The organism is Micromonospora sp. NPDC005215 (genome assembly GCF_040607915.1).
Classification (GTDB): Bacteria; Actinomycetota; Actinomycetes; order Mycobacteriales; family Micromonosporaceae; genus Micromonospora.
Map to the genome: position 1 here is coordinate 12,949 of NZ_JBEXHQ010000034.1, position 26,029 is coordinate 38,977.

Below are 26,029 nucleotides of genomic sequence, written 5' to 3' on the forward strand. Positions count from 1 at the left end.
ACCTGGCCGATGACACGGGGTCACCCCGACATCGATCAAGAGTTACCCTCATCTTCGGTTGAGACATGTCACGGGGGTGATATGGAATTCCGTGTGTTGGGTCCGGTGGAGGCGTTACGGGACGGCCGGCCCGTACCGCTCGGCGGGCAGAAACCGCGCACCCTGCTCGCGGCGTTGTTGATCGACCACGGCCGGGTCGTGCCGGTCGACCGCCTCATCGACGTCGTCTGGGACACCAGGCCACCGGGCAGCGCCCGTGCCGTGCTTCAGACCTACGTCTCGGCCCTGCGGCAGGTCATCATGCGGGTGGACCCCACAGCGGAGATCGTCACCCGACCACCGGGTTACCTGCTCCGGATCGGCCCCGACTCGCTGGACCGCGACGTGTTCGAGCGGTTGCTCGACGAGGGGCGCGCCGCCGCCCAGGAGGACCGGTCCGAGGACGTGGTCGAGCTGCTCCGACTCGCCGCAGGTCTCTGGCAGGGGACCGCGTTGGACGGGGTCCCCAGCGAACTGCTCTCCGGTGAACGGCTCCGACTCGACGAACTGCGCCTGGTCGCCGCCGAGGAACGGGTGGCCGCCGAACTCACCCTCGGCCGGGCCGCCGCCGTGAGTGCCGAGCTGACCGACCTCGTCCGGCGACACCCGTTCCGGGAACAACTTCGCGGCCAACTCATGGTCGCCCTCACCGCGCTGGGCCGCCGCTCGGAAGCGCTCGCCGTGTACCGCGACGGACGCGCCGCGCTCGTGGCGGAAATGGGTATCGAGCCCGGTCCGGCGCTGCGCGCGCTCCACGATCGGCTGCTGCGCGAGGACGAACGGAGCGACACGTCGAGCGACGCGGCGCAACGCCGACCGCGCGCCGGGGCGTCCGATCCGGACGAACGAGCGACGACCGACGCCGGCGAGCCGGCCGGCCACGACGCCACCGGTGGCTCGGCGCCGGGCCGCGCCCGCCCCGCCCAACTTCCACCCGCGCCCGCCGACTTCACCGGGCGTCGCGACGAGATCCGACAGCTGGTCGACGCGCTGTCCGCGGCGCCAGTGGTCGGCTCCGCACGGGTACACGCCATTGTCGGCAAGGGTGGCATCGGCAAGTCGACAATCGCGCTGCGCGTGGCGCACGAGGTGGCCGGCCGATATCCGGACGGTCAGCTCTACGCCGACCTGCGCGGCGTCAACGACTCCCCCCGGGGCCCGGACGAGGTGCTCAGTCGTTTCCTCCAGGCGTTGGGGATGGCCGCCGTCGCCCTGCCCAGCACGCTGGAGGAACGCACGCAGCAGTTCCGGACGCTGACCGCCGGCATGCGGCTGCTGCTGATCCTCGACGACGCGTGCTCTGAGGGGCAGGTCCGTCCGCTGCTCCCGGCCGCCCCCGGGTGCGCCGTGCTGATCACCTCGCGGATGCGGCTGGGTGGCATCGCGGGCGTCGGCCTGACCGAGCTCGACATGATGGACCCGCAGGACTCGGTGGACCTGCTGGACCGGGTGGTGGGTGGCGGTCGTACCGCGGAGGAGCTGAGCGCGGCACGGCAGATCGTGCAGCACTGCGGCGGGCTGCCGCTGGCGATCCGGGTCGCCGGCGCCCGCCTCGCCGGCCGGCAGCGGTGGCCGTTGCACCTGCTCGCGGCACGGCTCGCGGACGAGCGGCGACGCCTGGACGAGCTGACCGTCGGTGACCAGGAGGTGCGGGCCAGCATCGCGCTGAGCTACCGCACCCTTGATCCCGAGGCGCAGAAGGTGCTACGCATCCTCGGCGTGCTCGGCCTACCCGACTTCCCGTCCTGGGTGGTGTCCGCGGCGCTCGGCGTCACCGAGTCCGTCGGTGAGCACCTGATCGAGCGGTTGGTCGACGCGCAGCTGGTCGACGTCGTGCGGGTCAGCGACATCCAGCAGCTCCGCTACCGGCTGCACGACCTGGTCCGACTCTTCGCCCGCGAGCTGGCCGAGGCCGACGACCCGATCGAGACCCGCCGCCGCCGGGTCAGTGACCTGGGCGCCGCGCTGATCTGGCTGGTGGACGCCGCGGCTGCGGTCAGCCCGTCCGGCGAGTTCGTCGCCCAGCAGCGCCCGGTCATCGCCCAACCGGCCCTTCCCCTGGCGATCGAGCAGGCACTGGCCGAACCGGCGGCGTGGTTCTCCGGCGAGCACGAGGTGCTCGCCGCGATGGTGGCCGTCGCCGCCGGCCTCGACCTCGACCAACTCGCGTGCGACCTCGCGGCGCTGCTGATGGTGCCCGCCTTCCCCACCGAGAAGCGCTTCGCCGTCTGGACGGCGGCGCACGACGTCGCGCTCCGCGCCGCGCAACGCGCCGACAACCGCTACGGAGAGGCAATCCTTCTCTATGGACTCGGCGCGCTGCGCAACCTTCAGGACCGCCACGACGAGGCCACCGAGTACCTGTGCCGCGCGCTGGAGTCATTCCGGCGCAGCAAGGACCGCCGGGGCGAGGCTGCCAGTCTGACCGCGCTGGGGTTGACCTGTCGCGAGCGGGGGCGCTTCGACGAGTCGCTGCACTTCCTGGACGCCGCCGCCGTCCTGCTGCCGGAGATCGCCGACGACATCGCAGTCGGGTACGTTCACCGCCACATCGGCTCCGTCCGCCTGAAGCAGGGTGACCATGCGCGTGCGTCGGATCATTTCCGGCAGGCGCTGGAGGCGTACGGTCGGGCCGGCAGTCGCCGAGGCCTGTCGCTTGTGCAACGCAACCTGTCGATGTGGCACCTGGCTCGGGGTGAGGCCGACGAGGCGCTGGAGACGGCCCGACAGGCGGCGGCCGGGGCGCAGGAGGTCGGCGACCAGTTGCTCACCGGATACTGCCTGCGCACGGTGGCCAAGGCGCTGGTCCGGTTGGGGCGCGGCGCGGCGGCGGAGGAGCCCCTGCGATCGGCACTGGGTGCCAGCATTCGCGCCGGGGACCGCTGGGGTAGGGCAGCGACCCTGGGTGCGCTCGGCGAACTGCACCGCTGCGAGGGCGACCTGGACGAGGCGGAGCGGCGGATCCGCGAGGCTGTGCGAATCTGGGAGGCGCTGAGCCTGCCGCTGGACCGGGCCCACGCCCTGCGCGACCTGGCGCTGGTCGAGCGCGCCCGGGGCCGGCACGAGGCCGCCGCCGCCCTGCGTACCGAGGTGCTGGCCGTCTTCCGCCAGTACGGGGCCTGGCAGCACGCCGAGCTGCTCGCCGAACACGGCGACGGCGCTCCAGAGATCCTCCAGGATTTACCGACGACCCCCTGAAGGGCGACTGCAGCCGTTCTGTAGCCGGTCACGGGACCTTCCTTGTGCGCAACCCGCGCTCCACGGAAGGACGATGAAATGACCAGGACGACACGGGGGAGACGGTCCGTCCGCCTCGTCGCCGGCGACTCCACCACCGACGCCGTCCTCAGGACCCGCACCCGCGTCGGCACCGGCTGGCAGTTCATGACCGCCATCAGCTGACGATCTGTGCCGTCCGGTGGTCGGACCAAACGCTGCTGGGCGGCACCCGACGGTGCCCATCCACTCCAGAACCCCGCACTGGCCGACGTCGATCGCCGCTGCCCTCTTACGACTCTCACCACGACTCCCCATGGAGGATCCGATGAAGATTTCGAACGCCCCGATCCGGTACGTGACCGCCCTCGCCGTCGGTGCCACCTTCCTGGCCACCGGCGCGGTGCCCGCGTCCGCCGCCGCGGAGCCGATCCCGACGATCCCGCCGGCGTTCGCGCCAGCCGCGGTGGCGTACCCGACCGCACCCTGCGACCCGAACGGCACCACCAGCACCGACAGCACGTTGGCCACCCAACTCAACGCCCAGCTCCGATCCGACATGCGCGGAAACATGAACGCCTACCGCACGTCCTGCGCCCGGATGGTGGTGAACGCGGTCAAGGCCCGAGGGCTCACCTCGCGGGCGGCGGTCATCGCGATCGCCACGGTCATCGTGGAGACGCACCTGCAGAACGTCGACGAAGAGCTGGACCACGACAGCCTCGGGCTGTTCCAGCAGCGGGCGTCCTGGGGCACCGTGGCCCAGCGACTCAACCCGACCTGGGCCACCAACGCGTTCCTGGGAAAGATGCTGCGGGAGTATCCGAACAACTCGTGGAAGACCGCGCCGATCGGCGAGGTGTGCCAGGCGGTCCAGGTCTCCGCGTATCCCGACCGCTACCAGACCCAGGCGGCCGACGCGCAGATCATCGTGGACGCCCTCTGGGCGCCGCCCGCACCCGAGGTTCCGGACATGTTCGGGGTGTCGGGTGACTTCAGCGGCGACGGCAAGGCCGACATCATCGCCCGCAGCGGCAGCGGCGACCTCTGGCTCTACAAGGGCACCGGCAACGCCACCACCGACGCTGTCGTCACCCTCCCCCGCATCCGCGTCGGCGTCGACTGGGACAACATGACCACCCTCATCAGCGGCGACTTCACAAACGACGGCAAAGCCGACCTCGTCGCCCGCGACACCGACGGCGAACTCTGGCTCTACCCCGGCACCGGCACCGCCACCACCGATGCCGTCGTCAAGCCCCGCACCCGCATCGGCACCGGCTGGAACACCCTGGCCACCATCACCGCCGGCGACTTCACAAACGACGGCAAGGCCGACCTCATCGCGCGCGACGCCAACGGCGACCTCTGGCTCTACAAGGGCACCGGTACCGCCACCAGCGACGCCGTCGTCACCCTCCCGCGCATCCGCGTCGGTACCGCCTGGCAGAACATGAACGGCCTCACCACCGGCGACTTCACAAACGACGGCAAGACCGACCTCGTCGCCCGCCACGCCACCGGCGAACTCTGGCTCTACCCCGGCACCGGCACCGCCACCACCGACGCCGTCCTCAAGACCCGCACCCGCATCGGCACCGGCTGGACCACCCTCACCGCCCTCACCGCCGGCGACTTCACAAACGACGGCAAGGCCGACATCGCCGCCCGCGACACCGACGGCGAACTCTGGCTCTACCCCGGCACCGGCAACACCACCACCGACGCCGTCGTCAAGACCCGCACCCGCATCGGCACCGACTGGCAGTTCATGACCGCCATCAGCTGACCACGAACACCGACGAACCGCTCCGGTGGGGCCCTGGGTACGGACCGGGCTCCGCCGGAGCGCTGGCGTGATTGCGAGACACACGTGTACGACACGAGCCGGGAGACCGTGACGCCCCTGCTCCGGCACTGGATGGTTGGCGCGGTGGAGTGCGGTGAACCGCTCATCGACCTGACTGCCGTGCCGGCGCTGCGACTCCGCCCGACGCGGCGCGCAGACCTGCCCGTCCGACTCCGTCTCGGCGTGGTCGACCGTATCGTTGCCGCCCAGAGCCTGCTGCCGGTACATCTCCGACTGCTGGTCGTGGACGGCTACCGGCCGGCAAGGGCGCAGGCCGGGCACCCCGAGAGCGCGATGCCCGGCAATCTGGGGCACCACACTGGCGGCGAGGCCGACCTGACGCTCTGCGATCCGCTCGGCCAGGAACTATGGCTGGGCTCCGCGGTGTACGACATCGACCCGCCGGGGACACCGCCGGAGCTGACCGTCGGGGTCCAGTGTCGACGCCTCCTGCTGCGCCGTGCGCTGTCGACAGTGGGGATGGTGGGCTCGCCGCGCACATGGTGGCACTGGTGCTACGGCAATCGGCAGTGGGCCGGCGTCGCCGGCGCCCGCACGGCGCCGTACCACGACGTCGGCACCGCCGAGCCGTGACGACGGCTCCCGGCTCGTCGCGGGCTCGACGACCGCCGGCGCGCCGGGGTGGACCGATCAGCGCAGCGTGGTCAGGTGCCGGTCCAGCGCGGCGTACGACTCGGCGGCGCCCTGCGTCATACCGGAGTCGACCACGCCGTCGCGCTCCTCCGTGGTGTCGTAGTGGGCGGTGACGGTGACGGTGGTGCGTCCCTCGCGCTCGGTGAAGACCAGCGTCTCCACCGCCACGTGGCCGGGCATGCCCTCGAACTCGAAGGTCTGCACGATTCGCTCCGGCACGACGATCTCCCGGAACTCACCGCGGAAGGCGTAGTCGTTGCCGTCCTTGGCGTGCTCGACGTAGCGGTAGTGGCCGCCCTTGCGGAAGTCGATCTCGACATCCAGCGGGTTACCCCGTCCCCACCAGTGCTTCAGGTGCTCAGCCTGGGTGTGCGCGGCGTAGACCACCTCGCGCGGGGCGTCGAAGGACCGGGTGAGGGTGATCTCCCGGTCGGACGGCAGGTCGACAGTCAGGTCAGGGAGTTTGCTCATTGTGGGTCTCCTCCAGGTCGCGTAGGTAGTTGTCCAGGGCGTCGTAACGGTCGTCCCAGAGCCGGCGGTACTTGTCGACCCACTCGGCGAGCGTCCGCAGCGGCGCCGGGTCCAGCCGGCAGCGACGCCACTGCGCCTCGCGGGTCCGCACGATCAGGCCCGCACGCTCCAACACGGCGAGGTGCTTGGAGACCGCCTGGACGCTGATCGGGAACGGTGCCGCCAGTTCGTTGACCGTCGCCGTACCGGTCGCCAGCCGGGCCAGGATGGCCCGGCGGGTCGGATCGGCGAGCGCTGTGAACACGGCGTCGAGAGGCTCTGCTATCATCTGTCGCTTTCAACCGTTGGGTTAATCAACCTTCGGGTTGAATATACAGCTCAACGCCATCCCGTCAACGGCTTCGCCGCACCGGATGGGCGAGGGTGTTCGGAGGTCACTGTCCGGGTATGGGACAACCGCAGCCCAGCCGACCACCGGGAGGAACCACAGTGGCGAGCATTCGCGCCCTCGTACTCAGCTGCACCCTCAAGCCGTCACCGGCCCCGTCCAGCTCCGAGCAACTCGGCCGGGAGGTGCTGGCCGAGCTGGCCGCACAGGGCGTCGAGGGCGAGTTGGTCCGGGTGGTCGACCACGACGTGCGCTTCGGCGTGTCGACGGACGAGGGCCACGGCGACGGCTGGCCGGCGATCCGCGCCAAGCTGCTGGCGGCCCAGGTGCTCATCATCGCCACGCCGATCTGGCTCGGTCAGCCGGCCAGCGTCTGCAAGATGGTCCTCGAACGACTGGACGCCGAGCTGTCCGAGACCGACGCCGCCGGTCGGTTGCGCACCTACGGCAAGGTGGCCGGCGTCGCCGTCGTCGGCAACGAGGACGGCGCGCACCACACCATCGGCGAGGTGCAGCAGGCACTCAACGAGGTCGGGTTCACCGTCCCCGCCGCCGCCGCGACCTACTGGGTCGGCGAGGCTCTGCACACTGTCGACTACCGCGACGCCGGTCCCAAGCCCGACACCACCGGCCGCACCACGAAGGCCCTGGCCCTCAACACCGCGCACCTGGCACGGCTGCTCGCCGACCAGCCGTACCCACCGCCCGACACGCAGGGCGCCGCAGTCGGCCCGAGCCACACATCGGCCTGATCATCACGGCCCTGCCGTCCGGCCAGGCCGACGGCCTGCTGCCACGCCCGGTCGGCCTACCGCCGCACTGTCAACGCCAGCCGTAGCCCGCGCGCAGCGCCTGCCCGACCCGGTCGAACCGGGGTCGATCCAACACGGCGCCCTCGCGGCGGATGCTGTCCTCCCGCATGGTGAGCACCCGGTCCAGCCGGACCCAGCTCGGCCGGTTGTCCCGGTCCCACTCACCCGGCCCGAGCGCGAACCAGTGCCGCTGCCCGTCCCGCTCGCTCTGACTGGACAGCATCAGCCCGAACAGCGTCCGGCTGTGCCGCCCGACCACCAGCACCGGCCGGTCCTTGCCCTGCCGGGGGTCGTCCTCGTACGGCACCCACGTCCAGACGATCTCGCCGGGGTCGGCCTGACCGTCGCGCTCCGGGGCGTAGGTCAGCTCCCGTCGTTGCAGGGCGCTCACCTGACGGCGGCGGGCCACCTGCGCGGGTGCCGGCCCGGTACGTCGGGGCGACGGGATCACCGCGCCCACCCGGGAGATACGAGCCGCGACATTCCTCAACAGACCAGCCACGGCGGGCAGCCTACCCGCCGCCCCGCCGGCCGGCGGCGTGGGAGTTGCTGCGGCAGACTGGGCCGATGACTGACCTACCCGACGACCTGCCGATCCTCGAACGGCGTGCGGTACGGGTGGTGGTCGTCGACCACAGCGATCGGGTGTTGCTGTTCCACACCCACGACCCGGACCATCCTCGGCTGGGCACCTGGTGGGAGCTGCCGGGCGGCGGCATGGACCCCGGAGAGACCTACCGCGACACCGCGGTGCGCGAGCTACGCGAGGAGACCGGCATCGTGGTCGCCGCCGACCAGGTGGGCGCGCCGACCTGGCGACGGCGGGCAAGCTTCCTGCACCGTCAGTTGCGGCACGTCCAGGACGAGGTCGTCGTCACCGTACGACTGGCGGGCCCCGGTCCGGACGTGGACGAGGCGCACCGCCTCGACTACGAACGGGAGGACTACTTCGGCTTCCGCTGGTGGCCGCTGCCGGAGGTGGTGGCCAGCCCGGACCGGTTCTACCCCGGGCAACTCCCCCAGCTGATCACGCCTTTCCTGGCTGGCGAGGAGATCGACGAACCGTTCGAGTTGTGGTCGTGAGCCGGCCCGGCGGGCAGAGTGGGGGCATGACGACCGATCTGCACGGGCCGCTCGCCGCGTACGCCGCGCGGTTGCACGCCACGATCGGCGACCGGCACCACGTCGCCTCCCCGCTCGGCGCCTGGCTGCTGCTCGCGGTCTGCGCCACCGCCGCCGACTCCGACCCGGCCGCCGAGGATCTGGCTCGCGCTCTGGGCACCGACCTGGCCAGCGCGGCAGAGGTCGCCCGAGCGCTACTGGACGCGCCGCATCCGCTCGTCGCGTCCGCCACCGCGCTGTGGCACCGGGCGGGCCAGGGCGGCGACGGGTCGACCGGTTGGCGGGCCGCGCTGCCCGCGACGACCGAGGTCGGCGCGCTGCCCGACCAGGCCGGGTTGGACGCCTGGGCGCGCCAGCACACCGACGGCCTGATCGACACGTTCCCGCTGAAGGTCAGCCCGGAGGTGGTCTTCGCCCTGGCCAGTGCGCTGGCCACCCGAATCTCCTGGGCCACCCCGTTCGACCCCGCCGACGCCCGCGCGCTCGGTGCCGGCAGCGCCTGGGCGCGCCGGCTACGCCAGGTGTTGCGCAGCCCGAGCCAGGGCCACCGGTGCGCCATCGTGTCCAGCACACGGATCGGTGACGTGATCGTGCACGCCGCGCCGGCCCAGAGCAGCGACGGCGCGGGGCTGGTCGTCCTCTCGGTGGCCGCCGCACCGCAGGTGTCGCCCGCCGAGGTGCTGGCCGTCGCGTACGACCTCAGCGCCGGCGCGGCCGACGGCACGCCACCGGCCGGCAGTCGATCACTGTTCGACCTGCCGCTCGGCGAGACTCCGCTGTGGACGCTGAGCGAGGAGCGGGTCCGGACCCGGGCCCGCGACGGCCGCGAGGAGCGGCACACCGCGGTGCTGCCCTGCTGGTCGGCCCGGAGCGAGCACGACCTGAGCGCTCCGGCGCTGGGCTTTCCGGCGGCCACTGCGGCGCTGGCGAGGGCGCTGGCCCAACCTGTGCGGGGCTTCGAGGCACGACAGACGGCGCTGGCCCGGTACGACAGGTACGGCTTCGAGGCAGCCGCGGTGACCGGGATGTTCGGGGTGGTCAGCCTGCCGCCGGAGGGCGTGGCACGCACCGCGGAACTGCGCTTTGGCCACCCGTACGCCGTGGTGGCCCTCGCCACCGACACCCGGCCGGACGGGGCCACCGGGCCGTGGCACGGGGTGCCGGTGTTCTCCGCCTGGATCACCGACCCGGAGGACCTGCCCGACTCCGCGACGTGATCCCCGTGCTCAGACGCGCGGTCCGAGGAACAGGCCGCCACTCGCGTCGATGACCTGGCCGGTGATCCAGCGCGCTCCGTCGGAGGCGAGGAACGCGACCACCTCGGCGACGTCGTCGGGCTCGCCCAGCCGGTCGAGTGCGGTCGTCGCACTGATCAGTTCGGTCAGGCCCGGCGCCTCGAAGACCGACCCGTTGGTCGCCGTTCGGGTGGCGCCGGGAGCAACCGCGTTCACCGTGATGCCTCGGACACCGACCTGGTTGGCCAGCGTCATACTCATCGTCTCGACCGCGCCCTTCGTCATGGCGAAGGACGTCTGGGTGGGGTTGGCCATCCGGGTCGCCACGGACGAGATCGTGATGATGCGACCACCGTCGCGCAGCAGTGACAGTGCCCGCTGGGTGATGAAGTACGGCGCGCGCACGTTCACCGCGAAGAGGTGGTCGAACTCCGCCCGCGTGGTGGCACCGAGCGGACCCGCCGGCGCGGTCGCCGCGTTGTTGACGAGGATGTCGAGTGGCCGCCCGGCCAGAGCGGCCTCGACCCCCGCGAAGAGCGTCTCGACGTCGTCGTCCACGCCCAACTCCGCGCGGACGGCGAGCGCGGTTCCGCCGGCACGTCCGATCGCGTCGACCGTCGCCGTCGCCCCGTCCTGGTCGGTGCCGAAGTGCACGAAGACCATCGCCCCCTGGGCCGCCAGCCGGGCCGCGATCGCTTGGCCGATGCCGCGCGATGCCCCGGTCACGAGAGCCGTCCGGCCGGTCAGATCACCCATGCCACCCACCTCATATCTGTTAGTCACCACCAACCTGGTAGTAACTATCACTGAGGTAGTGTCTATCACATGCCCGACCAGCGATCAACACTGCGAGCCCAACGACGAGCCGACACGCAGCGCACGATCCAGGCGCAGGCGGTACGGCTGTTCAGCGAACGTGGCTACGACGCCACGACCGTGCACCACGTCGCCGAGGCCGCAGGGGTGTCCCCGATGACCGTGTACCGGCACTTCCCCACCAAGGAGGACCTCGTCCTCCTCGATGAGCGCGGCCAACTCGTCGCCGAGCGGATCGCGGCGGCACCGGCCGCGCAGCCTCTGGTCCGGCGCATCGGCGGCGCGCTCATCGAATCGGCCGCCACGTTGACCGGTGGGAACCACCGGGAGTTCCTGCTGGCCCGCCTTCGCCTCATGATCTCGACCCCGGCCCTGCGGGCGAAACACCTGGACAACCAGTACGCCCTACAGCAGGTCATCGTCGCCGCCGTCGGGGACGACGCCACCGACCCCGACACGGCGTTCCGCGTCCAGGCGGCGGCGAGCGCCTGCCTCGCCGCCCTGCACACAGCGGTCGTGCGCTGGGCCGAGGACGACGGACGAGGCGAGCTGCCCGAGCTGATCGCGACGGCATTCAACGCCGCCTTCGGCGACGACTTCGGCAGTGCCCACCCGAAGGCGCGATGATCCATCGGATGGATCTCGCCCGGACCGGACGGCGCGGGGCGGGGTCAGGGCAGGTATCGCGGGGCTCCGCCGTCGCCGTCGCGCGGCAGTCGCGCCACCAGTTGCCGGAACTCCCGAACGGTCATCGCCGAACGCAACGTGCCGAAGACCGCGCCGGTTCCCGCTCGGGCGGTAGCCGGGTCCACTCCGGCGCGCTCGCCCACCCGGCGCAGGAACTCCGCCGGACCGGCGTCCGGCGGCGGAGGAACCGCGGCGGCGCCACCGATGTCCAGCCGCACCCCGGTGTCCAGCCCGTCCAGGCCGCCATCCGGTCCGCCGACCCCGGCCGGATCGGGGGCAGAACCGACCGCCCCGGCTCGGTCCGGGGCTGGGCCGGTCAGGTCCAGGGCTGGGCCGGTCAGGTCCGGGGCTGGGCCGGTCAGGTCCAGGGCTGGGCCGGTCAGGTCCGGGGCTGGGCCGGTCAGGTAGCCGTCGACCTCGTTCGGCAGGTGCCCGACGAGGTCGTCGGCCGCGCCGCCGGTCACCCGCTCGGCCAACGTCTGGAGTACGGCGCGGGCGAGCGCGGCGGCCTGCTCGGGCGGCAGGCCGGACCGGCGGGACACCGCGTCGATGAAGTACGGGAACCCGTCGCGGTCGGTCACGTCCGGGCGGTTACCCCCCGCCGGCCGGGACAAACTGGGCCGTCAGCGCAGGAGGTCCTCGGCCAGCAGGTGGTCGAAGATGAGGTGGTCGACCGGTGAGGTGCGGTGCCGGTCGGCATAGCCGAGCCAGGCCATCTCGGCGATCTCGCTGGCCGGCCGCAGCAGTCCCTGGTAACCGGCCCGGTAGCAGGTCATCCGCACTGTGACACCACCCGCGTGCCCGTGCGCCTGCGCGGTGAAGGTGCCCAGGTGCACCGCGTGGCGCACGTCCACCTCGACGCTCAACTCCTCGTCGATCTCCCGGCGCAGGGTCTCCAGGTCGGTTTCTCCGGGCTCGCGCTTGCCGCCCGGCAGGTACCAGACATCCTTGCCCGCCGACCGGGTGCTCAGCACCCGCCCGTCCTCGATGAGGATCCAGGCCACCTTGTCGATCTCGCGCACGCCGCCCCTTCCGGTCGAAGATCGGGCACGCTACCAGCCGGTGGCCGCCGCACGATCACTCGGCCAGCAGGTCGAGCAGCAGCGCGGCGGTCCAGCTGAACGCCGGCGAGCCCAACCCGGCGCCGGTGTCCGGGTGGAAGTACTCGTGGCAGCCGGCCCCGCCGACCAGGTCGATCATCGAGCGACGCAGCCCGGCAGCCAGCTCCGGGTGCCCGTGTGCGAGCAGCCCGCGCCGGACCAACCAGCCGATGTTCAGCCAACTCGGCCCACGCCAGTAGCGCAGGGGCTCGAAGTCGCGCGCGGTGCGGTCGTAGGTGGGCAACGGCCGGTCCATTCGCCGGGCCACCCCGAACCGCGCCGACCGGGCCTCGACGGCCAGCGCGTCGGCCTGCCGCGCGGGCAGGTCGGGCAGGATCAGCGGCGTCAACCCGAGCACGGTACGGGCGCTGACCAGCCGGCCGGTGCGCAGGTCACGGGGCTGGAACGTCCCGGTGCCGTTGTCGTAGAGCCGTCGTAGCAGCGCCTCGGTGATCTGGGCCCCGCGGGCCCGGTGCGGCCCCGGGTCGGCGCCGACCAGCACGGCGATCTCGGCGAGGGCGTGTTCGGCGGACCCGAACGCCGCGTTGAACAGCGGGCACTCCACCAGGAAGGGGTGACCGTCGGCCAGCCGACGGTCGGAGTAGCCGTGGTCCCGGTAGGCCGCGACGATCGCCAGGTAGCGCGCGTAGTCCAGGTCGGTGGGGCGGTGCGCGGCGTCGGCGTGCGCGGTGTCGTGCCGACGGTACGCGCGCATGACTGTCGCCTCCGCCGCCACCGCGGCCATCGGCTCGTCCCAGGCCGGGCTGTTGTCCAACCCAGATTCCCACGGGTGCACGATGCAGACCAGCCCGTCACCGGCCACGTCCCGCCGCGTCGCCAGGTAACGCTGCTGGGCGACAAGCGCGGGATAGAGCCGGCGCAGCGCAGCCAGACCGGCGGGGTCCGGTGCCCGCCGGTACGCCAGCCACGCGGCGAGCGCGTGCACCGGTGGCTGGACCAGGCCGGAGGTGTCCACGGCGGGTGTGCCAGCGACGCTCGCCGAGCGCCACAGCTCCGGCCCCGGGAAGTACGTGCCGACCCGCATCGCCGGGTTGAACACGATGTGCGGCACCCGCCCGTCGGCCCACTGCGCCCGGAAGAGGCTCGCCAGCTCCCGCCAGGCGCGCTCGGGGCGGACCTGGGCCAGCCCGACCGCGATGAACGCGGAGTCCCAGCTCCACTGGTGCGGGTAGAGGGTGCGCGAGGGCACAGTGTGGTCGCGTTCCCAGTTGGCGTCGAGCGTGTCGACGGCGAGTTGGCGCAGCCCGGCACCCTCGGCCGGCCCACCGGTGCGGGCCGGGTCGGCGTCGGCTGTCACACCTCCGGCGGTCACGCGGCGGCCGCCCGGGGCAGCGCGTGTCGCAGGACCGTCGCGGCCTGTTGCAGGGCCCGGACCGGGTCGCCGCGCAGCCGGCACTCCAGGGCCAGCCAGCCCCGGTAGTCCAGCTCCAGCAGGGTACGCACCAGTGCCGGCCAGTCCAGGTGCCCGGCGCCGGGCTGGAACCTGTTCGAGTCGCTGACCTGCACGTGCCCGAGGTATGGCGCGGCGGCACGCAGCGCGCGGTGCATGTCGTCCTCCTCGATGTTCATGTGGAAGGTGTCGGCGACCACCCGGACCGACGGCATCCCGACGGCGGCGCAGAGCGCGACAGCCTCGTCGAGACGGTTGACCATGTGGTCCTCGTACCGGTTGAGGGGTTCGAGGAAGAGGGTGACCCCCTCGGCCCTGGCGTGCTCGCCCAGCTCGCCGAGGGCGTCGAGGAGGACCTGCCGGTCGCCGGCCGGCGGGCGCGGCGGCTCGAACGGTGGTAGCCGTCGGGAGAACATCCCCCAGGCCGCCGGGGTCAGCACGCCGACGCCGCCCAACTCGGCGATCACCGAGAGCTGTGAGCGCAGGTTACGGACGGCGTCGGCGGAGCGGGCCGGGTCGAAGTCGCCGATGAAGTGATCCATCTCGACGCAGACGGTGGGCAGCACGGCCCCGTCGGCGCGGGCCCGGCGCAGCTCCGGCAACCGGCGGGCGAACGCGAGGTCACCGCGCCCGCGTAACTCGATGCCCTGGTAGCCGAGGGCGGTCGCGAGCGCGTACTTCTGGGTCAGGTTGGTGCCCGGCAGGAGTTGTTCCTGGCAGGCCAGCGCGATGGTGGTCATTAGAACCTCAGCACCACTTGGAGGACGTCACCGGCGCCGCGGTCGAGCAGCGCGAGGGCGTCGGCGACGGCGCTGGCGTCGACGATGTGGCTGACCAGCGGCATCGGGTCGAGGCTGTGCTCAGCCACCAGATCCATGAAGGTCTGCGCCACCCGGTCTCCGGTCCACCGGCCGGCCATGCTCGGCGCGGGGGTGGGCCCGGAGACCTGGGCGGCCACCAACTGGATGCGGTTGTGGTGGAACTCCTCGCCGAGGCCGAGCGCATCGGCCTGGCCCTGGTAGAAGCCGGCGGCCACGACCCGGCCGGCGTGCGCGGTGGACCGGATCGCCTCGTGCAACGCCGGGTACGCGCCGGACAACTCCAGGCAGACGTCAGCGCCCCGGCCGTCGGTGGCCCGACGCAGCACGGCTGCCGAGGATTCCGCGCGGGCGTCCACTGTGAATCTCGCGCCGTAGCGGGCGGCGTGCGCCAACCGACCGGGCACCGGGTCGACGGCCACGACTCGGGCGCCGGAGAGCACGGCGAGCCGGGTGGCGAGCAACCCGATGACGCCCTGCCCGAAGACGCCGACCCAGTCACCGAGGTGCAGGTCACCGGCGAGCACGGCGGTCAGCGCGATGGCGCCGGGCCGGGCGAAGACGGCGGCGAGCGGATCCAGCCCGGTGGGGAGTGCACGGACCGCGTCGGCGGCGAGCACCGCCTCGGCCCGGTGACCCCAGATGCCCCAGACGAGCTGCCCGGGGTGCCGGTCGGTGACCTCCGGGGCCACCTCGACGATCTCGCCGACCTCTTCGTAGCCGAAACCGATAAGCGGGTAGGGAACCGGGGTCTGGCGGGGGACGAACATCCGGGCGGTGTCGTCCCAGTCCTTGCTGAGCCGCGGATTGCTGCCCCGGTAGAGGGTCAGCTCGGTGCCGGCGGAGATGCCCGAGTAGCAGGTGCGGACCCGGACCTGACCGGGGCCGAGCGGATCCGGTGGGCAGGGCTCGAGGCTGATCCGTCGAGGCCCGGCGAGAGAGACGACCCAGTTGCCCATGTGTCACATCCCGGTAGCACTGGGCTCCAGGATAGCAAAAAATCGCCATATGTCTTGCCATTGATCTATCGATGGTGTTGAATCCGGCATGTACCCTTCGAGAGGAGTGCCACCGATGTCAGCACCTCCGAGGCGGATACTCGCCACCACCCTGATCATGGCACTGGCAACGTCCACCCTGCTGGCCTGCGGAGATGACGAACCGGACAGCAACAGCAAAAAAATCACCGTCTGGAGCCTGGAAGACGTCGCCGACCGGGTGACCGCCACCAAGGCGATCATCGCCGACTTCACCGCCAGGACCGGGATCCAGGTCGACCTCGTGACCGTCAACGAGGACCAGTTCCCCTCCCTGATCGCCGCCAACGCCGCCGCCGGCGACCTGCCCGACGTGGTCGGCTCGGTCTCCCTGGCCGGCATCCGTACGCTCGCCGGCAACGAGCTGCTGCACGCCACGGCGAACGCCGAGATCGTCGACAAGCTGGGCAGGCAGACGTTCTCGCCCCGGGCGTTGGAGCTGACCTCCGACGACGGCAAACAGCTCTCCGTCCCCAGTGACGGATGGGGGCAACTGCTCGTCTACCGCAAGGACCTGTTCGCCGCCGCCGGCCTGCCCGCCCCGGACACGTACGAGCGGATCACCGACGCCGCGACGAGACTCAACACCGGCGGCGTCGCCGGGATCACCGCGGCGACCTCCGCCAGCGACGTGTTCACCCAGCAGACCTTCGAGCACCTGGCACTGGCCAACGGCTGCCAACTCACCGACGACTCCGGAAAGGTCACTCTCGACTCGCCCCAGTGCGTCGAGGCGATCCGCTTCTACGGCGACCTGATCCGCACCAGCTCGGTCAAGGGCGCCCAGGACGTGGACACCACCCGGGCGACCTACTTCGCCGGCAAGGCGGCCATGGTCATCTGGTCGCCATTCATCCTCGACGAGCTGGCCGGGCTGCGCAACGACGCCAAGCCGACCTGCCCGCAGTGTCAGACCGACCCGGCGTTTCTCGCGAAGAACAGCGGATTCGTCACCGCGATCAAGGGCCCGAACGGCACCGAGCCGGCGCAGTACGGCGAGATCAGCTCGTGGGCGGTGCTCGACGGCGCGGTGAGCGACCCGGCGAAGTCCTTCGTGGAGTACATGCTCGGCGACGGCTACTCCCGCTGGTTCGGCATGTCCCCCGAGGGCCGTTTCCCGGTGCGCAAGGGCACCACGACCGAGCCCGAGGCGTACCTCACCGCCTGGAACACCAGCCAGGCCGGGGTGGACGCGAAGAAGCCCCTCGCCGACGTGTTCGGCGAAGAGGTGCTCGCCACCCTGCGTCGCAGCCCGGACACCTTCCAGCGTTGGGGGCTCACCCAGGGGCAGGGCAAGCTGGTCGGCGCCATGCTCGGTGAGCTGCCGGTGCCCAAGGCGTTGACCGACGTCTACTCCGGCAAGTCCGACGCCGCAGCCGCCGCCAGCCGGGCCAAGAAGGACGTCGAGGCCATCAAGGCGGGCGTCAATTGACCACCACCGCGCCCGAGACCGGCCGCTCCCCCAACCGGGAGCGGCCGGGACGGGCCCGCCGCCGCCCACTGACCCTGCGCCGCCGCGAATCCCGTGCCGGGCTCGCGCTCGTCGCACCGACCCTGCTCGTCACCATCGCGGTCATCGGCATCCCGATCGTGTGGACCGTGGTGCTCGCCTTCCAGCGGGTCCGGCTCGCCACGTTGCGCAAGACCGGCCTGTTCGGCGAGTTCACTGTGGGCAACTTCGACCGGGTGCTGCACACCCCCGGCTTCGCCGAGACGCTGTGGGTCACGCTGATCTACAGCATCGGTGGCACCGTCGGGTCGATAGTGCTCGGTCTGGTGGCCGCCCTGGTGGTCCGCCGGCCGTTCCGGGGCCGCACGCTGGTCCGGGCGTCCATGCTGCTGCCGTACGTGGCACCGGTGGTCGCTGTGACGTTCGTGTGGCAGGTGATGCTCGACCCACAGCTCGGCATCGTCAACGCGTGGGGCCAACGCCTGCTGGGCTGGGACGCCCCGGTGCCGTTCCTGTCCCAGGAGTCGACAGCGCTGAGCACTGTCATCGCCTTCGAGGCGTGGCGGTACTTCCCGTTCGCGTTCCTGTTCCTGCTGGCCCGGCTCCAGGCGGTGCCCGGCGAGTTGGAGGAGGCCGCCCGGGTCGACGGCGCCACCCCCACCCAACGGTTCCGGCACATCCTGCTGCCCCAACTGCTGCCGGTGATCGCCCTGCTGGGCGTGCTGCGCTTCATCATGACGTTCAACAAGTTCGACGACGTCTACCTGCTCACCGGTGGCGCGGCCGGCACCGAGGTGGTCAGCGTGCGGGTGTACGAGTTTCTCACCGCTCGCACCGACATCGGCGCGGCCTCCGCGCAGGCGGTCGTGCTGGCCGTGGTGCTCATCGTGTTCGTGCTGATCTATCTGCGCTTCTTCGGACGGAGGGTCGGCTGATGGACCGCGACGTGGTCGAGACGGTGAGCCTGCGTTGGCTGCGCCGCCTGGTGATCGCCGTGTTCCTGGTGGTCACCGTCTTCCCCTTCTACTACATGCTGGTGCTCTCGGTACGCCCCATCGAGCAGCTGCTGCTCGACCCCGGCAAGCTGGTGGTCGGCTTCGGTGAGCTGACCGTGGCGACGTACGCCGAGGTCCTGAAGGCCACCGACGACGGCGGCCAGGGGTTCCTCACCTTCATCCGCAACAGCGGGGTGGTGGCGGTCGCGGCGACCGCGCTCACCCTGCTGGTGGCGATCCCGGGCGCGTACGCGGTGGCCCGGCTGCGGTTCTTCGGCCGACGGCAGGTCGACTTCCTGTTCCTGGCGGTCTACCTGTTCCCGTCGATCGTCATCGCGATCCCACTGTTCGTGGTGTTCAGCCTTGCCGAGCTGCGCGGCTCGCTGTTCGGCCTGGTGCTTGTCTACATCTCGCAGACGCTGCCGGTGTCGGTCTACATGCTGCGGAACTACTTCGAGACCATTCCGGTGAGTCTTGAGGAGTCCGCCGCCATCGACGGCGCCGGTCGGCTCGGCATCATCCGCCGCGTCAGCCTGCCCCTCGCCATGCCGTCGATCATGGCGGTCGCGCTCTACGACTTCATGATCGCCTGGAACGAGTTCCTCTTCGCCCTGCTGTTCCTGATCGACAAACCCGACCGGTGGACGGTGTCGCTGGGGCTGTCCCTGCTCGCCGACGGGGTGGAGGTGCCCAAGACGGTGCTGATGGCCGGGTCGGTCGTCCTCACCCTGCCCATCGTGATCCTCTTCTTCGCCAGCGAGCGACTGCTCACCGAGGGGCTGACCAGCGGCGCGGAGAAGGGATGATCGTCTCCTCCGGGTCCCCCGCCGCACCCTCACCGGCCCGGTTACGGTGGCCACATGGCCAACCCGACCCGCTGGGCGACCGACACCGGCCCCGAGCACTCACAGTGGTATATCGACCGGTTCCGCAAGCTCGCGTCCGAGGGCGAGGACCTGGCCGGCGAGGCCCGCCTGGTGGACACTCTGGTCGCGCCCGGCTCACGGATCCTCGACGCCGGCAGCGGCACCGGCCGGGTCGGTGCCGCGCTGGCCGAGCGTGGCCACGCCGTGGTGGGAGTGGATGCCGACCCGATGCTTGTCGACGCCGCCCGCGCCGACCATCCCGGCCCGACGTGGCTGGTCGCCGACCTGGCCGAGCTGGACCTACCGGCGCTGGGTGAGGCGGAGCCGTTCGACGCGGCGGTGCTGGCCGGCAACGTCCTCGCCTTCGTCGCCGTCGGCACCGAACCGGAGGTGCTGCGCCGGGTCGCCGCGCACCTGCGCCCCGACGGTGTGCTGACCGTGGGCTTCGGCACCGAGCGGGGTTACCCTCTGACCGCGTTCGACGCCGACGCGGTGGCCGCCGGGCTGCGCGTGGAGCATCGCTTCGCCACCTGGGACCTGCGCCCGTGGCGCGACGACGCGCCGTTCGCGGTCAGCATCCTGCGCCGCCCGGCCGACTGACACCCGACCCGGCCGGTAAGGCGTCACCGTCAGTCGGGGCTGGCGACGGCCCGAGCGGCGGCCGGGTCGAGGGTGGCGCCGGCGGGCACCAGGCTGACCAGCCCGGCGGGCAGCCGCATCGGGCGCACATCGCGGTAACCGAGCATCGGGAGCACGTCCCGGTCGGCCAACACGTACCGTCGGCCCAGGTCGGTGACCACCGAGACCGCCCCGCCGGCTGCGCCGGGCGCCGCGGTGGCCTCGACCACCGCGCCACGACCCGGCTCCACCACCACGTGGTCGGCCAGCACCGCGCCGCCGCCGGGCACGGTCCGCGGCGTGGCCGCCAGGTCCCGCAGCGGTACGCCCCAGCGCACCTCGGCAACCCCGCCGTCGTCGGCGACCCGGGTGCAGAGGGCGCCGTCGTCGCCGGCCGCGAGCCGGGGCGGGGTCGGCGGTGGGGCGTTCGCGCCGCTCGGCGCGAGGTCGGGCACCGTGGGCAGCGCGGCGAAACGGCCCAACGTCATCGGCACCGGCTCACCCTGACCGGTGCGCGCCAGCAACAGCCCGGCCTGCAACTCGGTGATGCCGGCCAGGCCGGCGTCGACGGCCACCGCGTACTGCCGGCCGCCACCGGAGTTGCTCACCAGGTAGACCGTGCCGATCGCGGCGCCCGCCACCCGGGTCGCGGGCTGACCCAGCCCGGGTAGGTCGAGCGGGGCGAGGTCGGTGCCGGCGGGCAGCGAGTTGAGCAGGGCGGGCGCCACCTCCACCGCCTGCGCCCGGGTGGTGGCGAGCGCCGCCAGCACCCGGCTGGGATCGCGGACGAGGTAGCGCCGCTGGTGCCAGACCAGGTGCAGCCCGCCGTCGGGGTGCCGCAGCAGCAACGCCTCGTCGCCCAGCGGCCGGCCACCCTCGGGCTCGGTGCCGATCAGCAGCGCGGAGCGGGGCGCCTCGCCGGCCGGGGCCGTTGAGCAGACGGTCCACGCCGCCGTGGCCAGCCGGCCGGGGGCGGGCAGCGAATCGGGCGCGTCGGCGATGCCCAGCGGCAGCCCGCGCGGCACGCCGTCGATCGTGCGTCGGGAGACCAGCACGGTCTTGGACTGGTCCGCGCCGACGATCAGCAGCGCGGAGGCGTAGTTGAGCACCGGGTGCAGCTTCTGCTCGCGATAGACGAACCGGGCGCCGGACTCCTTCTCCACGATCACCGCACCCGGGTCGCGCCAGCCTTTGCCGCCCCCGGCGAACAGGCCGTAGAGCGCGAAGCCGCCGAGCCCGATCGCCGCGACCAGGACGCTGGCCAGGCCGGCGCCGGCCAGCCGCCGAAACGGCGACTGCGCGGGGTCGGTCTCCCACATGACCAGAGCGGCGACCGCCCGCTGGACGCTGAACTGGTAGGAGTGCAGCTGGTCCTGCCGCGACGGCATGAGGTCCCTTCCGGTGGATCGGCCGGGGCACAGAATATGCGTTGCGTCGATGTCTCGGGACCCTGCGTGTCCGGCACGGGGCAACCGGTACCATCCGGGGACGAATCCGGCGGCGAGAGGGCACCCGTGGGCACGCGTTTCGAGGAGCTGGCCTGGCGGGAGACCCCGATCGGCGCGATCAGCCTGCGCCGACGCCGGGATCCGGCCCTCCAGGTCGAGGTGTACGAGGTCAAACTCGACGACGAGTACCTGATGTCCAGCCTGTTCCCGGTCGCGGAGATCGAGCTGGCCCGGCTGGGTCTCGCCGAGGTGGCCGGGGACTCGCTCGACGTGGTGGTCGGCGGTCTCGGGTTGGGCTACACCGCCTGCGCGGCGCTGGGCGACCCACGGGTGCGTTCGCTGCTGGTGGTGGAGGCCATCGAGGACGTGATCGACTGGCACCGTCGGGGTCTGCTGCCGTTCGCGGCAGGGCTCGCCGAGGACCCGCGGACCCAGTTCGTGCAGGCCGACTTCTTCGCGGCGGTGGCCGGTGACGTCGGCTTCGACGCCGAGGTGCCCGGGCGGCGGTTCGACGCCGTGCTGCTCGACGTCGACCATTCCCCGCGCAACGTCCTGCACCCCAGCCACGCCGCGTTCTACCCGCCGGCCGGGTTGCGCCGCCTGGCCGCGCTGCTGCGCCCGGAGGGGGTCTTCGCGCTCTGGTCGGACGACCCGCCGGACGCCGAGTTCACCGCGGCGCTCGGCGAGGTGTTCGTGGACGTGCGGGCGCACGTCGTGCCGTTCGCGAACCCGCTGACCGGCGGCGAGTCCGCGAACACGGTCTACGTGGCGCGCGCCAACGCCTGAACTCGGGGTGTTTCGCGGCCCGGACGCCCTTGGGCTCAAGGAACCCGAGTCGATCAATCGGCATGGTGTCGGCCGGACGGGGAACGTGTACCCGGGCCCGCCGCACCAGGCGCGGCCGGTTACGGGAGGTCGAGATGCGTGCACTGCTCTGGGTCGTCGGCGTGGTCGCCGGTGTGCTGATCCTGCTCGGGCTGATCCTGGAGGCGGTCCGCTGGCTGATCATCATCGGTCTGATCGCGCTGGTGATCGTGATCATCCTGGGTGTGGTCAAGGGGCGGCAGGCGATGCAGCACCAGAACCGTCGACGCTGACAGCCGGCCCGCTCAGAACCAGTCCGGGCGCATGTCGAGGGTCGTGCGGTCCCGGCTGTCCAGCAGGTCGAACTGCGGGCCGGTGCGGGGCAACTCGACAACGAAGAAGTAGCGAGCGGCCTGGCGCTTGCCGGCGTGGAACGCGTCGCCAGCCCCCTCCGGCGGCAGCGCCAGCACCTGCTCCAACCACATCCACGCGATCACGACGTGCCCGACCGCCTCCAGGTAGGCGGTGGCGTTGGCCAGCGCGAGCACCGGGTCACCGTCGGCCCACAGCTGACGGGTGACAGCGGTTGTCCGGTCCACCGCAGCGGCCAGCCGGTCCGCCAGACCGGCCGCCTCGCCGCCGGCCTTTCGGCCCCGCTCGACCGTGTCGCCCATCGTCGCGGTCAGCACCGCGAGACCGGCGCCGCCCCGCATGGTCATCTTGCGCCCCAGCAGATCAAGCGCCTGGATGCCGTGGGTGCCCTCGTGGATCGGGTTGAGCCGGTTGTCCCGGTAGTGCTGCTCCACGTCGTGATCGCGGGTGTACCCGGCACCTCCGAGCACCTGGATCGCCAGGTCGTTGGCGGCGAGGCACCACTGCGACGGCCAGCTCTTGGTGATCGGTGTGAGCACGTCCAACAGCAGGTGCGCGCGCTCGCGGTCCGCCTCAACCGGTGCGGTCTTCTGCTCGTCGAGCAGCCGCGCGCAGTAGAGCACCAGCGCCAGCGCCCCCTCCACGTAGCTCTTCTGCGCCAGCAGCATCCGTCGTACGTCGGGGTGGTCGATGATCGGCACCTGCGCCGTGGCCGGGTCCTTCGCACCGACCGGACGGCCCTGCGGTCGCTCCCTGGCGTACGCCAGGCTCTTGAGATAGCCGGCGTAACCCAACGCGGTGGCGCCGGCCCCGACCCCGATCCGGGCCTCGTTCATCAGGTGGAACATCTGGGCCAGGCCCTGGTGCGGCGCGCCGACCAGGTGGCCGACCGCACCGGCGCGACCGCCCGGGGTGTGCCCCCCGTCGCCGAAGTTGAGCAGGGTGTTTGTGGTGCCCCGGAAACCCATCTTGTGGTTGAGCCCGGCCAACACGACGTCGTTGCGGTCGCCGAGCGACCCGTCCGGGCCGACGAGCACCTTGGGCACGATGAACAGCGAGATGCCCTTCACGCCGGGCGGGCCGCCGGGGATCCGCGCCAGCACCAGGTGGACGATGTTCTCGGCCAGCTCGTGATCCCCACCGGAGATCCACATCTTGGTGCCGAAGAGCCGGTACGTGCCGTCCCCCTGGGGCTCCGCCCGGGTGGTGATGTCGGCCAGTGAGCTGCCGGCGTGCGGCTCGGACAGGCACATGGTGCCGAAGAACCGGCCGTCGAGCATCGGCCGGACGTAGGTGTCCACCTGCTCGGCGCTGCCGTGCGCCAGCAGCAGGTTGGCGTTGCCCAGGGTGAGGAACGGGTACGCCGAGGTGGCCACGTTGGCCGCCTGGAACCAGGTGAAGCAGGCCGCCGCGACGGCGTGTGGCAGTTGCAGGCCGCCGACCGAGGCGTCCAGCCCGGCGGTGAGCAGACCCGTCTCGGCGAAACTGTCCAGCGCCGCGCGGACCTGCGGGATGAGCCGCACCCGCTGCCCGTCGAAGGTGGGCTCGGCGAGGTCGGCGGCGCGGTTGTGCGGGGCGAACTGCTCGGTGGCCACCCGCTCGGCGAGGTCCAGGGCGTCGTCGAAGGTCTCCCGGGAGTGCTCGGCGTAGCGGGGGCGCTCGACGAGTTGGCACACCCCCAACCAGTCGTGCAGCAGGAAGTCGAGGTCGCGGCGGGAGAGCAGGGTGGACGGCACGGCACTCCTCAACGGGCACGGGGGTGGGTCGAGCCTGGACGACGCCCAGGCTCGCCATGGCCCATCCTGGCGGATCGACGGGGCGCGCACCACCGGGCCGGGCGGCGGTCGACGAGCGGAACCTGTCACACCGGCCGACTAGGGTCGCTGCCCGTGACCGAACCCGGAGACGTCCCGCCCGAGGTCCTCGGCCGGCTGCGGCCGATCTGCCTCGGGCTGCCGGAGACCTACGAGGAGCCCGCCTGGGTGGGCACCCGCTGGCGGATCCGCAAGCGAACGTTCGCCCACGTGCTCACCGTCGACCCGGAACGTCAGGCGGCCCACGCCCGCGCCGCCGAGATCGACGAGCCCGCCTGCCTGCTGATCTTCCGGTCGCCACTCGACGAGATCGCCGGTCTCCTCGCCACTGGGCACCCCTTCTACAAACCGGACTGGAGTGCGAACGTGATGGGCATGGTCCTGGACGGGAGGACCGACTGGGAGGAGGTGGGTGAGTTGCTCACCGAGAGCTACCGCATCATGGCCCCGAAGCGGCTCGCCGCCCAGGTCGGCCCCCCGCACGCCTGAGTGCCCGGTCCGGCAGCCGCAGGTTCGCACCGGGTCTCCCCCGGCCTGGGTACGAAACCCGGTGGAGAGGGTGCGGTCCGACGGGTGAAGATCGTACCGAGCGCATTGCCGTACCGGTCGTTGCAGGTCGGACTGTCCGGCGAGGCTGTCGCCCGGTACGTCGACGACTTCACGGTCAGCGTCACGGACATCACCCCCACCGTCCACCGCGTACGGGACCTGGTGCGGGCCCATGACGTGCGAGCGGCGACAGAGCACCTGCCCGTCGAACGGAGCTATCCACTGCCGACGCAGATCGCACCCACCTCGATGCCAGCGGGTGATCGTCTTGTGGTCGCCGGCCGTCGGGTGCCACGCGCCGCACCGAGCAGCACGTGGGCATCCTCGATATCCTGTCCGGCATGCATCGAAGCCGCGTGTACGCGCTGCTGATTGACGCCCCCGAGGCGGAGGCCGCCCAGGCGGCGGAGTTCTGGTCGGCGGCGCTCGGCGTCAGCACCCGGTCCGATCCGACGGAGCCGCAGTTCGTCGGCCTGCATGAGGCGCTGCCGGGGCTGATCACGGCCGTGCAGGCGGTGGGAGACGCGCCGCGCTATCACCTCGACCTCGAGACCGACGATGTGGCGGCCGAGACCGCCCGCCTGATCGACCTGGGCGCCACCGAGGTATCGCGGTGGTTGGAGTGTCGGATCCTGCGGGCCCCCGGTGGGCATCTCCTGTGCGTGCTGCCGGTGGCGAGCCCACCGGAGGTCTTCGCGGCGCAGGCTCGCGCGTGGCCCTGAGCCGCGGGGCTGTCACAGGGCGGCGCTAGGGTCCCGGCCATGGCTGATTTCGTGTTGGTGGCAGGGGCGTGGCTGGGGTCGTGGGCCTGGGACGAGGTGGTGCCGCCGCTGCGTGCGGCCGGGCACAACGCCTACCCGTTGACCCTTTCGGGCCTCGCCGAGCGGCGGGGCGTCGCCGCCGGCCAGCAGACCCACGTGCAGGACATCGTCGACGAGATCGAGCGCCGTGACCTGCGCGACGTGGTGCTGGTCGGGCACAGCTACTCGGGCATCCCGGTGGGTCAGGCCGCCGAGCGGATCGGCGACCGGTTGACCCGGGTGGTCTTCGTCGACTCCGAGGTGCCGGTCGACGGCGGGTCGTTCGCGTCCGGTTGGTGGCAGGGGCAGGCGGCGTTCGAGGCACTGATCGCCGACAACGGCGGCTACTGGCCGCCGCTCGGTGCGGCCGATCTCGACGGTCAGGGGCTCACCGACGAGCAGGCCACCCGCCTGATCGACGGCTCCACGCCGCACCCGGGCGCCACGCTGAGCGAGCCGGCCGTGCTGACCCGGCCGCTGGGCGAGCTGCCGTCGACGTACACCAAGTGCCTGCTCGACGGGCCCGAGCCCAACGACACGGTGGCCAAGCTGCTCACCAGCGACCAGTGGCGACTGGTCACCATGTCCACCGGTCACTGGCCGATGATCTCCCAGCCCACCGAGCTGGCCCAGATCCTGCTGGCGGAGGCCGCCTGAC

At 71.9% G+C, this 26,029-nt stretch carries 28 protein-coding genes and 1 pseudogene; 18 read left to right on the forward strand and 11 right to left on the reverse strand.

All coding sequences use genetic code 11. From position 1 onward, the window contains the following. The first annotated feature begins 81 nt into the window (after positions 1 to 81). The 4 genes from ABZU25_RS23395 to ABZU25_RS23410 all read left to right on the forward strand — a co-directional run bounded on the left by ABZU25_RS23395 (position 82) and on the right by ABZU25_RS23410 (position 5,698). Positions 82 to 3,237, forward strand: coding sequence for a BTAD domain-containing putative transcriptional regulator (locus ABZU25_RS23395; protein WP_355031497.1), 3,156 nt, complete (start codon positions 82 to 84; stop codon positions 3,235 to 3,237). 78 nt (positions 3,238 to 3,315) lie between these two features. Beyond that, positions 3,316 to 3,441 carry a hypothetical protein gene (locus ABZU25_RS23400; protein WP_355031498.1) on the forward strand — a complete coding sequence of 42 codons (126 nt, stop codon included), beginning with the start codon at positions 3,316 to 3,318 and terminating at the stop codon, positions 3,439 to 3,441. Positions 3,442 to 3,583: 142 nt separating this feature from the next. Next, the gene (locus ABZU25_RS23405) at positions 3,584 to 5,044 is read left to right on the forward strand and encodes a VCBS repeat-containing protein (RefSeq protein WP_355031499.1); all 1,461 of its coding nucleotides are present in this window, start codon (positions 3,584 to 3,586) and stop codon (positions 5,042 to 5,044) included. An 84-nt stretch (positions 5,045 to 5,128) separates the two neighbouring features. Further along, on the forward strand, positions 5,129 to 5,698 hold the full coding sequence (locus tag ABZU25_RS23410; RefSeq protein WP_355031500.1) for a hypothetical protein: 570 nt from the start codon (positions 5,129 to 5,131) through the stop codon (positions 5,696 to 5,698). A 57-nt stretch (positions 5,699 to 5,755) separates the two neighbouring features. Here ABZU25_RS23410 and ABZU25_RS23415 read toward each other — a convergent pair whose 3' ends face one another. Beyond that, positions 5,756 to 6,229: an SRPBCC family protein gene (locus tag ABZU25_RS23415; RefSeq protein ID WP_355031501.1), complete on the reverse strand. Its 474-nt coding sequence runs from the start codon at positions 6,227 to 6,229 to the stop codon at positions 5,756 to 5,758. Continuing rightward, on the reverse strand, positions 6,213 to 6,557 hold the full coding sequence (locus ABZU25_RS23420; RefSeq protein ID WP_355031502.1) for a metalloregulator ArsR/SmtB family transcription factor: 345 nt from the start codon (positions 6,555 to 6,557) through the stop codon (positions 6,213 to 6,215). Before ABZU25_RS23420 ends, ABZU25_RS23415 begins: the two co-directional genes overlap by 17 nt. A gap of 161 nt (positions 6,558 to 6,718) precedes the next feature. Here ABZU25_RS23420 and ABZU25_RS23425 point away from each other — a divergent pair, with 161 nt between their 5' ends. Further along, a complete protein-coding gene (locus ABZU25_RS23425) occupies positions 6,719 to 7,369 on the forward strand; it encodes an NAD(P)H-dependent oxidoreductase (RefSeq protein WP_355031503.1) in 651 nt (216 codons plus the stop codon). A 70-nt stretch (positions 7,370 to 7,439) separates the two neighbouring features. Here ABZU25_RS23425 and ABZU25_RS23430 read toward each other — a convergent pair whose 3' ends face one another. Continuing rightward, a complete protein-coding gene (locus ABZU25_RS23430; protein ID WP_030336385.1) occupies positions 7,440 to 7,931 on the reverse strand; it encodes a type II toxin-antitoxin system PemK/MazF family toxin in 492 nt (163 codons plus the stop codon). Between the two features lie 65 nt (positions 7,932 to 7,996). Here ABZU25_RS23430 and ABZU25_RS23435 point away from each other — a divergent pair, with 65 nt between their 5' ends. Both ABZU25_RS23435 and ABZU25_RS23440 read left to right on the forward strand, forming a co-directional pair. Further along, entirely contained in the window at positions 7,997 to 8,512 is a 516-nt protein-coding gene (locus tag ABZU25_RS23435) for an NUDIX domain-containing protein (RefSeq protein ID WP_355031504.1), read from the forward strand. Between the two features lie 26 nt (positions 8,513 to 8,538). Further along, positions 8,539 to 9,768 carry a hypothetical protein gene (locus ABZU25_RS23440; RefSeq protein ID WP_355031505.1) on the forward strand — a complete coding sequence of 410 codons (1,230 nt, stop codon included), beginning with the start codon at positions 8,539 to 8,541 and terminating at the stop codon, positions 9,766 to 9,768. A 9-nt stretch (positions 9,769 to 9,777) separates the two neighbouring features. Here the strand turns inward: ABZU25_RS23440 and ABZU25_RS23445 are convergent, their stop codons facing one another. After that, positions 9,778 to 10,542 carry an SDR family oxidoreductase gene (locus ABZU25_RS23445; protein WP_355031506.1) on the reverse strand — a complete coding sequence of 255 codons (765 nt, stop codon included), beginning with the start codon at positions 10,540 to 10,542 and terminating at the stop codon, positions 9,778 to 9,780. A 69-nt stretch (positions 10,543 to 10,611) separates the two neighbouring features. On the opposite strand from ABZU25_RS23445, the gene ABZU25_RS23450 reads away from it, so the two are divergent. Beyond that, positions 10,612 to 11,229 (forward strand): helix-turn-helix domain-containing protein, encoded by a 618-nt coding sequence (locus ABZU25_RS23450; protein WP_355031507.1) that lies wholly within the window; start codon positions 10,612 to 10,614, stop codon positions 11,227 to 11,229. Between the two features lie 44 nt (positions 11,230 to 11,273). Here the strand turns inward: ABZU25_RS23450 and ABZU25_RS23455 are convergent, their stop codons facing one another. The 5 genes from ABZU25_RS23455 to ABZU25_RS23475 are packed head-to-tail and all read right to left on the reverse strand — an operon-like array spanning position 11,274 to position 15,577. Further along, positions 11,274 to 11,870 carry a DUF2267 domain-containing protein gene (locus ABZU25_RS23455; RefSeq protein WP_355031508.1) on the reverse strand — a complete coding sequence of 199 codons (597 nt, stop codon included), beginning with the start codon at positions 11,868 to 11,870 and terminating at the stop codon, positions 11,274 to 11,276. A 42-nt stretch (positions 11,871 to 11,912) separates the two neighbouring features. After that, on the reverse strand, positions 11,913 to 12,311 hold the full coding sequence (locus tag ABZU25_RS23460; RefSeq protein ID WP_355031509.1) for an NUDIX domain-containing protein: 399 nt from the start codon (positions 12,309 to 12,311) through the stop codon (positions 11,913 to 11,915). Positions 12,312 to 12,366: 55 nt separating this feature from the next. After that, positions 12,367 to 13,707 carry a hypothetical protein gene (locus tag ABZU25_RS23465; protein ID WP_355031510.1) on the reverse strand — a complete coding sequence of 447 codons (1,341 nt, stop codon included), beginning with the start codon at positions 13,705 to 13,707 and terminating at the stop codon, positions 12,367 to 12,369. 11 nt (positions 13,708 to 13,718) lie between these two features. Next, positions 13,719 to 14,540: a sugar phosphate isomerase/epimerase family protein gene (locus ABZU25_RS23470; protein WP_355031511.1), complete on the reverse strand. Its 822-nt coding sequence runs from the start codon at positions 14,538 to 14,540 to the stop codon at positions 13,719 to 13,721. Next, a complete protein-coding gene (locus ABZU25_RS23475) occupies positions 14,540 to 15,577 on the reverse strand; it encodes a zinc-binding dehydrogenase (protein ID WP_355031512.1) in 1,038 nt (345 codons plus the stop codon). The genes ABZU25_RS23470 and ABZU25_RS23475 overlap by 1 nt, the downstream gene beginning before the upstream one ends. A 115-nt stretch (positions 15,578 to 15,692) precedes the next feature. Between ABZU25_RS23475 and ABZU25_RS23480 the strand changes: the two genes are divergently transcribed. Genes ABZU25_RS23480 through ABZU25_RS23495 form a run of 4 tightly spaced genes read left to right on the forward strand, consistent with a single transcriptional unit; the run spans position 15,693 to position 19,566 of the window. Further along, positions 15,693 to 17,087: an extracellular solute-binding protein gene (locus ABZU25_RS23480; RefSeq protein ID WP_355031513.1), complete on the forward strand. Its 1,395-nt coding sequence runs from the start codon at positions 15,693 to 15,695 to the stop codon at positions 17,085 to 17,087. Next, on the forward strand, positions 17,084 to 18,040 hold the full coding sequence (locus ABZU25_RS23485) for a sugar ABC transporter permease (RefSeq protein ID WP_355031514.1): 957 nt from the start codon (positions 17,084 to 17,086) through the stop codon (positions 18,038 to 18,040). Before ABZU25_RS23480 ends, ABZU25_RS23485 begins: the two co-directional genes overlap by 4 nt. After that, positions 18,040 to 18,906 (forward strand): carbohydrate ABC transporter permease, encoded by an 867-nt coding sequence (locus tag ABZU25_RS23490; RefSeq protein ID WP_355031515.1) that lies wholly within the window; start codon positions 18,040 to 18,042, stop codon positions 18,904 to 18,906. Before ABZU25_RS23485 ends, ABZU25_RS23490 begins: the two co-directional genes overlap by 1 nt. 54 nt (positions 18,907 to 18,960) lie before the next feature. Continuing rightward, complete coding sequence (locus ABZU25_RS23495; RefSeq protein ID WP_355031516.1) at positions 18,961 to 19,566, forward strand: class I SAM-dependent methyltransferase; 606 nt, start codon at positions 18,961 to 18,963, stop codon at positions 19,564 to 19,566. A 29-nt stretch (positions 19,567 to 19,595) separates the two neighbouring features. On the opposite strand, the gene eccB is transcribed toward ABZU25_RS23495, so the two are convergent. Then, positions 19,596 to 20,972 carry a type VII secretion protein EccB gene (eccB, locus tag ABZU25_RS23500; RefSeq protein ID WP_355031517.1) on the reverse strand — a complete coding sequence of 459 codons (1,377 nt, stop codon included), beginning with the start codon at positions 20,970 to 20,972 and terminating at the stop codon, positions 19,596 to 19,598. A 126-nt stretch (positions 20,973 to 21,098) separates the two neighbouring features. Between eccB and ABZU25_RS23505 the strand changes: the two genes are divergently transcribed. Beyond that, positions 21,099 to 21,818, forward strand: coding sequence for a spermidine synthase (locus tag ABZU25_RS23505; RefSeq protein WP_355031518.1), 720 nt, complete (start codon positions 21,099 to 21,101; stop codon positions 21,816 to 21,818). Positions 21,819 to 21,952: 134 nt separating this feature from the next. Further along, on the forward strand, positions 21,953 to 22,129 hold the full coding sequence (locus ABZU25_RS23510) for a hypothetical protein (RefSeq protein ID WP_238644885.1): 177 nt from the start codon (positions 21,953 to 21,955) through the stop codon (positions 22,127 to 22,129). Positions 22,130 to 22,141: 12 nt separating this feature from the next. Here ABZU25_RS23510 and ABZU25_RS23515 read toward each other — a convergent pair whose 3' ends face one another. Then, the gene (locus tag ABZU25_RS23515; RefSeq protein ID WP_355031519.1) at positions 22,142 to 23,944 is read right to left on the reverse strand and encodes an acyl-CoA dehydrogenase; all 1,803 of its coding nucleotides are present in this window, start codon (positions 23,942 to 23,944) and stop codon (positions 22,142 to 22,144) included. A 153-nt stretch (positions 23,945 to 24,097) separates the two neighbouring features. Here ABZU25_RS23515 and ABZU25_RS23520 point away from each other — a divergent pair, with 153 nt between their 5' ends. From ABZU25_RS23520 to ABZU25_RS23535, 4 genes and pseudogenes are all read left to right on the forward strand, one after another. Then, a complete protein-coding gene (locus tag ABZU25_RS23520; protein ID WP_355031520.1) occupies positions 24,098 to 24,511 on the forward strand; it encodes an MmcQ/YjbR family DNA-binding protein in 414 nt (137 codons plus the stop codon). A 102-nt stretch (positions 24,512 to 24,613) separates the two neighbouring features. Beyond that, positions 24,614 to 24,811 (forward strand): annotated as a pseudogene (locus tag ABZU25_RS23525) (DUF4291 family protein); the annotation flags it as partial. A gap of 101 nt (positions 24,812 to 24,912) precedes the next feature. Continuing rightward, positions 24,913 to 25,293, forward strand: coding sequence for a VOC family protein (locus ABZU25_RS23530; RefSeq protein WP_355031521.1), 381 nt, complete (start codon positions 24,913 to 24,915; stop codon positions 25,291 to 25,293). A gap of 39 nt (positions 25,294 to 25,332) precedes the next feature. Next, positions 25,333 to 26,028, forward strand: a complete 696-nt coding sequence (locus ABZU25_RS23535; RefSeq protein ID WP_355031522.1) for an alpha/beta hydrolase — start codon at positions 25,333 to 25,335, stop codon at positions 26,026 to 26,028. The last annotated feature ends 1 nt before the right edge of the window (position 26,029 follow it).

Excerpts from the sequence above, each read along its gene's own strand:
- ABZU25_RS23395 (WP_355031497.1), top strand. The coding sequence starts at position 82 with ATGGAATTCCGTGTGTTGGGTCCGGTGGAGGCGTTACGGGACGGCCGG.
- ABZU25_RS23400 (WP_355031498.1), top strand. The coding sequence starts at position 3,316 with ATGACCAGGACGACACGGGGGAGACGGTCCGTCCGCCTCGTCGCCGGC.
- ABZU25_RS23405 (WP_355031499.1), top strand. The coding sequence starts at position 3,584 with ATGAAGATTTCGAACGCCCCGATCCGGTACGTGACCGCCCTCGCCGTC.
- ABZU25_RS23415 (WP_355031501.1), bottom strand. The coding sequence starts at position 6,229 with ATGAGCAAACTCCCTGACCTGACTGTCGACCTGCCGTCCGACCGGGAG.
- ABZU25_RS23420 (WP_355031502.1), bottom strand. The coding sequence starts at position 6,557 with ATGATAGCAGAGCCTCTCGACGCCGTGTTCACAGCGCTCGCCGATCCG.
- ABZU25_RS23435 (WP_355031504.1), top strand. The coding sequence starts at position 7,997 with ATGACTGACCTACCCGACGACCTGCCGATCCTCGAACGGCGTGCGGTA.
- ABZU25_RS23440 (WP_355031505.1), top strand. The coding sequence starts at position 8,539 with ATGACGACCGATCTGCACGGGCCGCTCGCCGCGTACGCCGCGCGGTTG.
- ABZU25_RS23445 (WP_355031506.1), bottom strand. The coding sequence starts at position 10,542 with ATGGGTGATCTGACCGGCCGGACGGCTCTCGTGACCGGGGCATCGCGC.
- ABZU25_RS23450 (WP_355031507.1), top strand. The coding sequence starts at position 10,612 with ATGCCCGACCAGCGATCAACACTGCGAGCCCAACGACGAGCCGACACG.
- ABZU25_RS23470 (WP_355031511.1), bottom strand. The coding sequence starts at position 14,540 with ATGACCACCATCGCGCTGGCCTGCCAGGAACAACTCCTGCCGGGCACC.
- ABZU25_RS23475 (WP_355031512.1), bottom strand. The coding sequence starts at position 15,577 with ATGGGCAACTGGGTCGTCTCTCTCGCCGGGCCTCGACGGATCAGCCTC.
- ABZU25_RS23480 (WP_355031513.1), top strand. The coding sequence starts at position 15,693 with ATGTCAGCACCTCCGAGGCGGATACTCGCCACCACCCTGATCATGGCA.
- ABZU25_RS23490 (WP_355031515.1), top strand. The coding sequence starts at position 18,040 with ATGGACCGCGACGTGGTCGAGACGGTGAGCCTGCGTTGGCTGCGCCGC.
- ABZU25_RS23495 (WP_355031516.1), top strand. The coding sequence starts at position 18,961 with ATGGCCAACCCGACCCGCTGGGCGACCGACACCGGCCCCGAGCACTCA.
- eccB (WP_355031517.1), bottom strand. The coding sequence starts at position 20,972 with ATGCCGTCGCGGCAGGACCAGCTGCACTCCTACCAGTTCAGCGTCCAG.
- ABZU25_RS23510 (WP_238644885.1), top strand. The coding sequence starts at position 21,953 with ATGCGTGCACTGCTCTGGGTCGTCGGCGTGGTCGCCGGTGTGCTGATC.
- ABZU25_RS23530 (WP_355031521.1), top strand. The coding sequence starts at position 24,913 with ATGCATCGAAGCCGCGTGTACGCGCTGCTGATTGACGCCCCCGAGGCG.
- ABZU25_RS23535 (WP_355031522.1), top strand. The coding sequence starts at position 25,333 with ATGGCTGATTTCGTGTTGGTGGCAGGGGCGTGGCTGGGGTCGTGGGCC.